The 9,417-nt window shown below is 55.6% G+C and carries 3 protein-coding genes, 1 tRNA gene and 2 rRNA genes; all 6 read left to right on the top strand.

Translation table 11 applies throughout. The features are described from left to right. Positions 1 to 518 precede the first annotated feature (518 nt). Positions 519 to 3,384 (top strand): 23S ribosomal RNA (locus ABM428_RS15090). Positions 3,385 to 3,565: 181 nt separating this feature from the next. Then, a 5S ribosomal RNA gene (rrf, locus tag ABM428_RS15085) occupies positions 3,566 to 3,680 on the top strand. 69 nt (positions 3,681 to 3,749) lie between these two features. Next, a tRNA-Met gene (locus tag ABM428_RS15080) sits at positions 3,750 to 3,826 on the top strand. A 157-nt stretch (positions 3,827 to 3,983) separates the two neighbouring features. Continuing rightward, positions 3,984 to 4,562: a hypothetical protein gene (locus ABM428_RS15075; RefSeq protein ID WP_353628550.1), complete on the top strand. Its 579-nt coding sequence runs from the start codon at positions 3,984 to 3,986 to the stop codon at positions 4,560 to 4,562. After that, complete coding sequence (locus ABM428_RS15070) at positions 4,513 to 5,976, top strand: DNA polymerase Y family protein (protein WP_373276854.1); 1,464 nt, start codon at positions 4,513 to 4,515, stop codon at positions 5,974 to 5,976. The genes ABM428_RS15075 and ABM428_RS15070 overlap by 50 nt, the downstream gene beginning before the upstream one ends. After that, entirely contained in the window at positions 5,973 to 9,236 is a 3,264-nt protein-coding gene (locus ABM428_RS15065) for an error-prone DNA polymerase (protein ID WP_353628548.1), read from the top strand. Before ABM428_RS15070 ends, ABM428_RS15065 begins: the two co-directional genes overlap by 4 nt. Positions 9,237 to 9,417: the final 181 nt, after the last annotated feature.

Raw genomic sequence — 9,417 nt, 5'->3', positions numbered from 1 at the left:
ACACATCTTCAAGCATTTTTTGAATGTTTGAACGTCTGTTCTACAGACGCGCTGATGCTTCTTCGGAAGTTCAGCACATTGACATCGTAAAGAGAGATACAGTTACTTTAAGAGTAATCTTGAAGTAACAAACAACACGATCTGATCGCACCGCGTTAGGTGATGATCTCGGTTGCTGCTCCTTTTGGAGCCGGCGTTTACTTGACTGTTTCCTCGGTCTTTTGAACGTATCGCGACTGAAAGCGACGTGTTGTCCAAGTCAAGTACACTAACCAGAGTAGTGACGCCTGCTTCCTGCACGGAAGGTAGGCTATATGCACTACTCGCTGTCCACTCTTAGAGAGTGGGCGGGTAAAAGTATGCTTTTGATCTGGAATAAGGGAAGACAGTTTCTTACCAGCTTCTGTCTCCCGCGTTGGACTGCCTGCCTTATGCAGCGTCGTTAGTTTGTTGGTGTAAATAGCCCTCAAGTAGCGAAGCGGTAGGGCATATTAGGTAGTCTTTCTTTTTCTGGATCAAATCAAGCGCGAAAAGGGCGTTTGGTGAATGCCTTGGCAGTAAGAGGCGATGAAAGACGTGATACTCTGCGATAAGCCATGGGGAGCTGAGAATAAGCTTTGATCCATGGATTTCTGAATGGGGCAACCCACCTGATTGTTTATTGTTGTCCTACCGCTTTGCTACTTGAGGACGTAAGTTCGCAAGGTGCAGACGGTGGGTTCATCAGTAAGCAGAAACAGGTATTTATAGACTGAATACATAGGTTTATAAAAGCAAACCCGGGGAACTGAAACATCTAAGTACCCGGAGGAAAGGAAATCAATTGATACTCCCCTAGTAGCGGCGAGCGAACGGGGACCAGCCGAGCCATGAATGTGGTTAGAATGCGTTGGAATGCGCAACCAAAGTGGGTGATAGTCCCGTATAAGAAGCATGATTGGACGTATTAAGTAGGGCGGAACACGTGAAATTCTGTCTGAAGATCGGAGGACCACCTTCGAAGGCTAAGTACTCCTTACTGACCGATAGTGAACCAGTACCGTGAGGGAAAGGTGAAAAGCACCCCGACGAGGGGAGTGAAACAGTACCTGAAACCGAACGCCTACAATCAGTTGGAGGGTCTTTACGGCCTGACAGCGTACCTTTTGTATAATGGGTCATCGACTTGGTCTCACAAGCAAGCTTAAGCCGTTAGGTGTAGGCGTAGCGAAAGCGAGTCTTAATAGGGCGTTGAGTTTGTGGGATCAGACCCGAAACCGAGTGATCTAGGCATGGCCAGGTTGAAGATAAGGTAACACTTATTGGAGGACCGAACCCACATCCGTTGAAAAGGATCGGGATGAGCTGTGCCTAGGGGTGAAAGGCCAATCAAACTCGGAGATAGCTGGTTCTCTGCGAAATCTATTTAGGTAGAGCGTCATCCGAATACCCTCGGGGGTAGAGCACTGGATGGGTAATGGGGCCCCACAGGCTTACTGATCCTAACCAAACTCCGAATACCGAGGAGTACTAGATGGCAGACACACAGCGGATGCTAACGTCCGTTGTGAAGAGGGAAACAACCCTGACCTACAGCTAAGGCCCCTAATTCATGGCTAAGTGGGAAAGCAGGTGAGACGACCAAAACAACCAGGAGGTTGGCTTAGAAGCAGCCATCCTTTAAAGATAGCGTAACAGCTCACTGGTCTAAATAAGTTGTCTTGCGGCGAAGATGTAACGGGGCTCAAGCCATGAGCCGAAGCTTAGGATGCATTAATTGCATGGTAGCAGAGCGTAGTGTGACATAGTTCCATGTCTCCTTAGCCCTTCGGGGTATTGGAGACGCGGAGCTTTCTGTGAAGCCGGCGCGTGAGCGATCCGGTGGAGAGATCACTAGTGAGAATGATGACATGAGTAGCGACAAAGAGTGTGAGAGACACTCTCGCCGAAAATCCAAGGGTTCCTGCTTAAAGCTAATCTGAGCAGGGTAAGCCGACCCCTAAGGCGAGGCCGAAAGGCGTAGTCGATGGGAACCAGGTTAATATTCCTGGGCCAGATGGAAGTGACGGATCTCGAGGGTAGTTCATCCTTATCGGATTGAATGGGCTGCTTAGAGGTCCCTGGAAATAGCTCCATCGCTAGATCGTACCCTAAACCGACACAGGTGGATAGGTAGAGAATACCAAGGCGCTTGAGAGAACTATGTTGAAGGAACTCGGCAAAATACCTCCGTAAGTTCGCGAGAAGGAGGCCCGGTTCCTAGGCAACTAGGGGCTGGGGGCACAAACCAGGGGGTGGCGACTGTTTATTAAAAACACAGGGCTCTGCGAAGTCGTAAGACGACGTATAGGGTCTGACGCCTGCCCGGTGCCTGAAGGTTAAAAGGAGGAGTGAGAGCTCTGAATTGAAGCCCAGGTAAACGGCGGCCGTAACTATAACGGTCCTAAGGTAGCGAAATTCCTTGTCGGGTAAGTTCCGACCTGCACGAATGGCGTAACGACTTCCCCGCTGTCTCCAACATAGACTCAGCGAAATTGAATTACCGGTCAAGATGCCGGTTACCCGCGGTTAGACGGAAAGACCCCGTGCACCTTTACTACAACTTCACACTGGCATTAGGCCGAACATGTGCAGGATAGGTGGTGGGCTTTGAAACGTGGACGCCAGTCTGCGTGGAGCCTCCCTTGAGATACCACCCTTGTTCTGCTTGATGTCTAACCGCGGTCCGTTATCCGGATCCGGGACCCTGTGTGGTGGGTAGTTTGACTGGGGCGGTCGCCTCCTAAATCGTAACGGAGGCGCGCGAAGGTTGGCTCAGAGCGGTCGGAAATCGCTCGTTGAGTGCAATGGCAGAAGCCAGCCTGACTGCGAGACTGACAAGTCGAGCAGAGTCGAAAGACGGCCATAGTGATCCGGTGGTCCCAAGTGGGAGGGCCATCGCTCAACGGATAAAAGGTACGCCGGGGATAACAGGCTGATACTGCCCAAGAGTCCATATCGACGGCAGTGTTTGGCACCTCGATGTCGGCTCATCTCATCCTGGGGCTGGAGCAGGTCCCAAGGGTACGGCTGTTCGCCGTTTAAAGAGGTACGTGAGCTGGGTTTAGAACGTCGTGAGACAGTTCGGTCCCTATCTTCCGTGGGTGTAGGATACTTGAGAGGAGTTGCCCCTAGTACGAGAGGACCGGGGTGAACGATCCACTGGTGGACCAGTTGTTATGCCAATAGCAGTGCTGGGTAGCTATGATCGGACAGGATAACCGCTGAAGGCATCTAAGCGGGAAGCCCCCCTCAAAACAAGGTATCCCTGAGAGCCGAGATAGACCATCTCGTCGATAGGCCAGAGATGTAAGCGTAGTAATACGTTCAGTTGACTGGTACTAATTGCTCGATAGGCTTGATTTGATCCAGTAGAAGAAAGACTTCTTACTAGGACAAAAGCATACACATACAATCAGTCGTACTGACTTGGACATCCTCACCCAGAATGGTGAGGGGGCGGGAACGCGCATCCTTCGGATACGCTCTCTCCCGCTTGTTGCTCTTTTGCCAATGGCAAAAGCAGCAACATAGAGGTTTTACTCGGTTTGGTGGTCATAGCGTAAGCAAAACACCCGATCCCATCCCGAACTCGGCAGTTAAGTGCTACTGCGCCAATGGTACTGCGTCTTAAGACGTGGGAGAGTAGGTCACCGCCAAACCTAGCAAAACCTCTACGTATCTCTCAACGATGACAATAAATAAGCCAATACAATAACATTGGCCACAGCCGCGGGATGGAGCAGCCCGGTAGCTCGTCAGGCTCATAACCTGAAGGTCGTAGGTTCAAATCCTACTCCCGCAACCAAATACAAAAATACGATATAAAAAACCCCGCATCACCTGCGGGCTTTGTGGCGCTTTGAGCCAACGTGATGCCGCTGGTCCCGGCTGGATGAAAGTTCAGTGGCGGGTCAAGATGTCTTCAATGTGCATCTTTTGTTCCGTCTTGTATGATCTGAGCAATGGCCCACTTCGAATCTCACTTTCCGCTCAAGACTACCCGCACCCATGAGGTTTGCGGGGCGTCTGCCTATGCTTTTGCATATGCACTGGCGGGTCAGGTCTGTGGCGCGAATGGCGGGGCCGCGCTTTGGGTGCGTGAGGCATGGCATGGCACGCAGATCAATCCGGTGGGGGGCGCGGCTTATCTTGATCCGTCGCAACTGCTGATCGCGCAGGCGCCGCGTCATATCGATGTGCTCGCCTCGACCGAGGAGGCGTTGCGGTCGGGGCATGTGGCAGTGGTGATCGCAGAACTCACACAGCCCATTGGGTTGACGGAAGGGCGGCGTTTGCAACTGGCTGCGCAAGAAGGCAACGCCACAGGGCTTTGCATTTTGCCTGAAGGAATGGGGAACAATGCCGCGCAGACCAGATGGCACTGCACCCCTGTTTTTGATGAGGGCAACACAGCCGAGGACTCGACTCTGCAAAATTGGAAACTTATAAAGAACAAATCAGGAACATTGGCGGCTTGGACTGTGAAGTGGAATGCGCAAACGCGTCGCATCAGTGTGGTTTCCCCGACTGCCCAGCGATAGGGTGCTGCGCGCGCGGACGCGTGAGGCCGCCAATAGCGATCGCCCTTTCGCGCTGGTGCAACACGCGAAAAATACCGACCGCATCTACTGTTTGAACCAAGCGGCAGAGGCGCAGGGGTTGCATCGTGGCATGGGGTTGTCAGATGCCCGTGCCTATTGCCCCGAGCTTTCCAGTGCAGCAGCCAATCCCCAAGAGGACGCGCGGTTTTTGCAATCACTTGCCCGGTGGAGCAAACGATACTGCCCTTGGGTGGGGGTGGATGGGAGGGATGGTTTGGTCCTGAACATCACCGGGTCAGTGCATCTGTTTGGCGGTGAGGCGGAAATGCTGGATGATATGCGTCACCGTCTTGCGCGTGCGGGGCTGACCGGGCGTATCGCGGCGGCCGATACCCGCGGGGCAGCTTGGGCGCGCACGCATTATGCCCGCAAGCCCGATGCGGATATCACTGCATTGCCCGTTGCTGCGCTGCGTCTTGACGAGAAAACTGACACGGCGTTGCAGCGGCTTGGCCTGCGGAAAATATCGGACCTATTGGCTTTGCCCCGCATGACAATCGCGCGTCGTTTCGGGCCGAATGTCATGTTGCGCCTGGATCAGGCAATGGGCACCCAGGACGAGACGATCACACCGATTGGCGAGGCACCACACTATGCTGTGCGCATGACATTGCCCGAGCCGATCGGGCTGAGCGCTGATGTGATGGCGGGCACGAAAAGGTTGCTGGATCAGCTTTGCGACAAGTTGAAACGCCAGGCCATGGGGGCACGGCGATTGCAGTTAACGATGCGGCGGGTGGATCAGGGCGCGCAGCAAATCGAACTGCGTCTCGCGGCACCAATGCGTGATGCAATGCGTATTTTGCCCTTATTTGACCGGGGGATCCGGACTGTGGATGCGGGTTTTGGCATCGACCAGTTACGGCTTGAAGCGACGCAGGTCGAAAACCTTGCCGACGCACAAATCACCGCGGCCACGGCTGCGCGCCCTGACGGGCTGGAGGATCTGATCACCCGTCTTGGGAACCGGATCGGGCTTGAAAACATTCAACGTTTTCTACCGGCAGACAGTCATATCCCCGAGCGGAGCTTTCAAATCGTACCAGCGGCCTACAGTATCGCCACGGGATCATGGTCCACTCTGCGGCCGCGCCCTTTGTGCCTTTTTCCGCCGGAACCCATCGCAGCCAGCGGGGCACGGCCGCCCGCACAGTTTCGCTGGCGCCGGATGTCGCTGACCACGGGGCGGGCGACAGGGCCTGAACGTATCGCCCCTGAATGGTGGTTGCCAGATGACAACTGGCGGTCAGGTGTGCGGGATTATTGGAAAGTGGACACAACGCAGGGCCGGCGATTGTGGTTGTTTTATACGCCGCAAAACCCGAACTGGTTTGTGCAGGGTGAATTTCCATGACGGCGCGAAACCCGTCTCTGGATCCCGGCTATGCGGAACTGTGTTGCACGTCTAACTTTACGTTCCTGCGGGGGGCATCCCACCCAGAGGAATTGGTCTCTCGGGCGGCCGAGTTGGGGCTGAACGCCTTGGCCATCACAGATCATAATTCGCTGGCCGGGGTCGTTCGGGCCTATTCCGCTCTTAAAGAGCTTCGCCGCGAGTTGGGGGCTGATGCGCCCTTGCCAAGGCTTGTCATCGGGGCGCGGCTGATCTTGCGCGATAGCGATACCCATTGGGTCGCATTGCCCCACGACCGTGAAGCCTATGCGCGGTTGACGCGGTTATTGACCCTTGGCAAACGACGTGCCCCCAAAGGGGCCTGCTATCTGGACCTGCCCGATCTGGTTCAAGGCTGTGCGGGCATGAGCTTGATTGCTGTGCCGCAAGCGTCCCTAAAAGCCAGCCAGCCCGATATTGCGACGCTGAAAAAACACTTTCCTGCGGATGTCTTTATCGGGGTCGCGCCGCGCTATGATGGCAGTGATCAACGCTATTTTGATGCCTGCGCCACCCTCGCGCATCGCACCGCAGCGCCGATGGTGGCCGTGGGGGATGTGTTGATGCACCACGGTGCGCGACGGCAGTTGGCTGATGTTCTGACCTGCCTGCGCCACAATATTACGATCGATCAAATCGGCACGCGTGCCTTACCCAACGCTGAAAAACGGCTCAAGCCCGAAGCTGACATGAAACGCCTGTTCGCCCGTCACCCGGCGGCCTTGCGCCGCACGACACAGATCGCGGCCAGGTCCAGCTTTTGCCTGTCCGAACTCAGCTATGATTACCCGGACGAGATCGCAGACAATGAAACGCCCCAGGACCGTTTGGCGCGGTTGGCGTCCGAGGGGCTGAAGGTCCGCTATCCCAAGGGGGCACCCGCGCGGGCCATTGCGCAAATGGAAAAAGAACTGGCGTTGGTCAAGACGCTCGATTTTCCGGCCTATTTCCTCACGGTGCATGACATCGTTCAATTCGCGCGCTCCAAGGGGATCTTGTGTCAAGGGCGGGGGTCCGCGGCCAATTCGATCTTGTGCTATCTGTTGGGCATCACCGACGTCAGCCCCGAGACGATTACCATGGTGGTGGAACGCTTTGTATCAGAACATCGCGGAGAGCCGCCGGATATCGACGTCGATTTCGAACATGAACGCCGCGAAGAAGTCATCCAGCATATCTACGCCAAATACGGCCGGCACCGCGCCGGGCTTTGCGCCACGGTGATCCATTTCCGCTCGCGCGCGGCGATCTCCGAGGTGGGCAAGGTTATGGGCTTGTCCAAGGATGTCACGGCCAATCTCTCCGGGCAAATCTGGGGCACCAGCAATGGCGGGCCGGACCCCGAGCGCGTTAAACAACTGGGGCTTGATCTATCGGACCCGCGTCTGGCGCTGACCATCAAGCTGATTGGTGAAATCATCGGGTTTCCGCGACATCTGAGCCAGCATGTCGGCGGGTTTGTCATCACCAAGGGGCGATTGGATGAGCTTTGCCCTATCGAAAACGCCGCGATGGATGACCGCACGATCATCGAATGGGACAAGGATGATATCGACGCTCTGAATATCCTGAAGGTCGATATCCTGTCGCTTGGGATGCTCACCTGTATCCGCAAAAGCTTTGATCTGATTGCGCAACATGGGGGCAAAAAATACAGCATCGCCAGCATACCCCAAGATGATGCGCAAACCTATGACATGCTGTGCGTTGCGGACGCCATTGGTGTGTTTCAGGTGGAAAGCCGCGCGCAGATGAACTTTCTGCCGCGGATGAAGCCTCGTGAATTATATGATTTGGTGATCGAGGTGGCGATTGTGCGCCCCGGCCCCATTCAGGGCGGCATGGTACACCCCTATATCAATCGCAGGCAGGGGAACGAAGCCGTGGTTTTCCCCTCGAAAGAGCTGGAAGACGTGCTGGGCAAAACGCTTGGCGTGCCATTGTTCCAGGAACAAGCCATGCAGATCGCTGTGGTCGCAGCCGGGTTCCTGCCAAGCGAGGCAGACCAGCTGCGCCGGTCTATGGCGACCTTCAGGCGGATGGGGACGATAGGCCAGCTTCGCGATAAATTCATCAATGGCATGTTGGCCCGGGGCTATGAAAACGCTTTCGCCGAGAATTGCTTTTCCCAGATCGAGGGTTTTGGCGAATACGGTTTCCCTGAAAGCCATGCCGCTGCTTTTGCAATGCTTGCCTATGTATCGGCCTGGCTGAAATGCCACCATCCGGCAGCCTTTGCCTGCGGGTTGCTGAATGCGCAGCCTATGGGGTTTTATGCGCCCGCCCAGATCGTGCGCGATGCCCGCGAGCATCACATCGAAGTGCGCCCCGTCTGCGTCAACACAAGCGAATGGGACAACACGCTTGAAAAGCGCAGCGACGGGTCACTGGCTTTGCGATTGGGGTTTCGCCAGATCAAAGGCTTTCGTGAAGAGGATGCAGGGTGGATCGTTGCCGCGCGTGGCAATGGCTACCCCGATCCCGAAGCTTTGTGGTTAAGGGCAGGGCTTTCGCCCGCGGTTCTGGAACGTTTGGCCGAAGCCGACGCCTATGCAGGGCTTGGCTTGGGACGACGCGACGCGTTGTGGGCGGTAAAAGCGATCAAAGGCAACGCGCCCTTGCCGTTGTTCAATGATAAGATCGAGGGCGAGGGCATTGCCGAACAGCCCGTCACCTTGCCCGCCATGCATTTAGGGCAGGAAGTGGTCGAGGATTACGTGGCCATGCGCCTGTCGCTGAAAGCCCACCCGATGGAACTGTTGCGCCCGGCAATGACGGGGCTGACAGCTCATGACGCGCTGCCCGAGGTGCCTTTGGGGCCTATGGCACAAAGACCCATTTCTGTCTGCGGTCTGGTGATCACGCGGCAACGGCCCGGTACGGCGTCGGGTGTCGTTTTCCTGACGCTTGAGGATGAAACAGGTGTGTCAAATGTGGTGGTCTGGAAAAAGGTCTATGCACAATTCCGCCGCGCGGTGATGACGGGGCGCTTACTGCGCATCACCGGCCATGTACAACGCGAAGGTATCGTGGTGCATGTGATTGCGCATAGCATCGAAGACGTCTCGCACTATCTCAGCCGTCTCGGCCATCCGATGGATGATGCGGTAGGCATCACGCAACCCCAAGCCGACGACGCACCAAGATCCCGCACCCAACCCCGTGCCATGCACCCCCGCGATCAGGCCAAGCGCTTGTTTCCAAGCAGGGATTTCCACTAACGTGTCACTCAGCAGGGCGACCCATGAGCGGGTGCGCATGAGGTGTGCAAGCCTTCACGCATCGCGAAAGTGCAGCCCTGTGGTCAGACCGTTGAGCATTCAAGAAAGCTTTTTCAATTATAGGCCCAGCCTATTTGCGTAGAAACGGCGATCCGTATTTCTTCTGTTCCAAATAATGCAC

The organism is Sulfitobacter sp. TCYB15, from assembly GCF_040435955.1.
In the GTDB taxonomy this organism is placed as follows: domain Bacteria; phylum Pseudomonadota; class Alphaproteobacteria; order Rhodobacterales; family Rhodobacteraceae; genus Sulfitobacter; species Sulfitobacter pontiacus.
Note: the sequence above shows the minus strand (reverse complement) of the source record. Positions and strands in the feature narration are given on the sequence as shown.

Excerpts from the sequence above, each read along its gene's own strand:
- ABM428_RS15075 (WP_353628550.1), top strand. The coding sequence starts at position 3,984 with ATGGCCCACTTCGAATCTCACTTTCCGCTCAAGACTACCCGCACCCAT.
- ABM428_RS15070 (WP_373276854.1), top strand. The coding sequence starts at position 4,513 with ATGCGCAAACGCGTCGCATCAGTGTGGTTTCCCCGACTGCCCAGCGAT.
- ABM428_RS15065 (WP_353628548.1), top strand. The coding sequence starts at position 5,973 with ATGACGGCGCGAAACCCGTCTCTGGATCCCGGCTATGCGGAACTGTGT.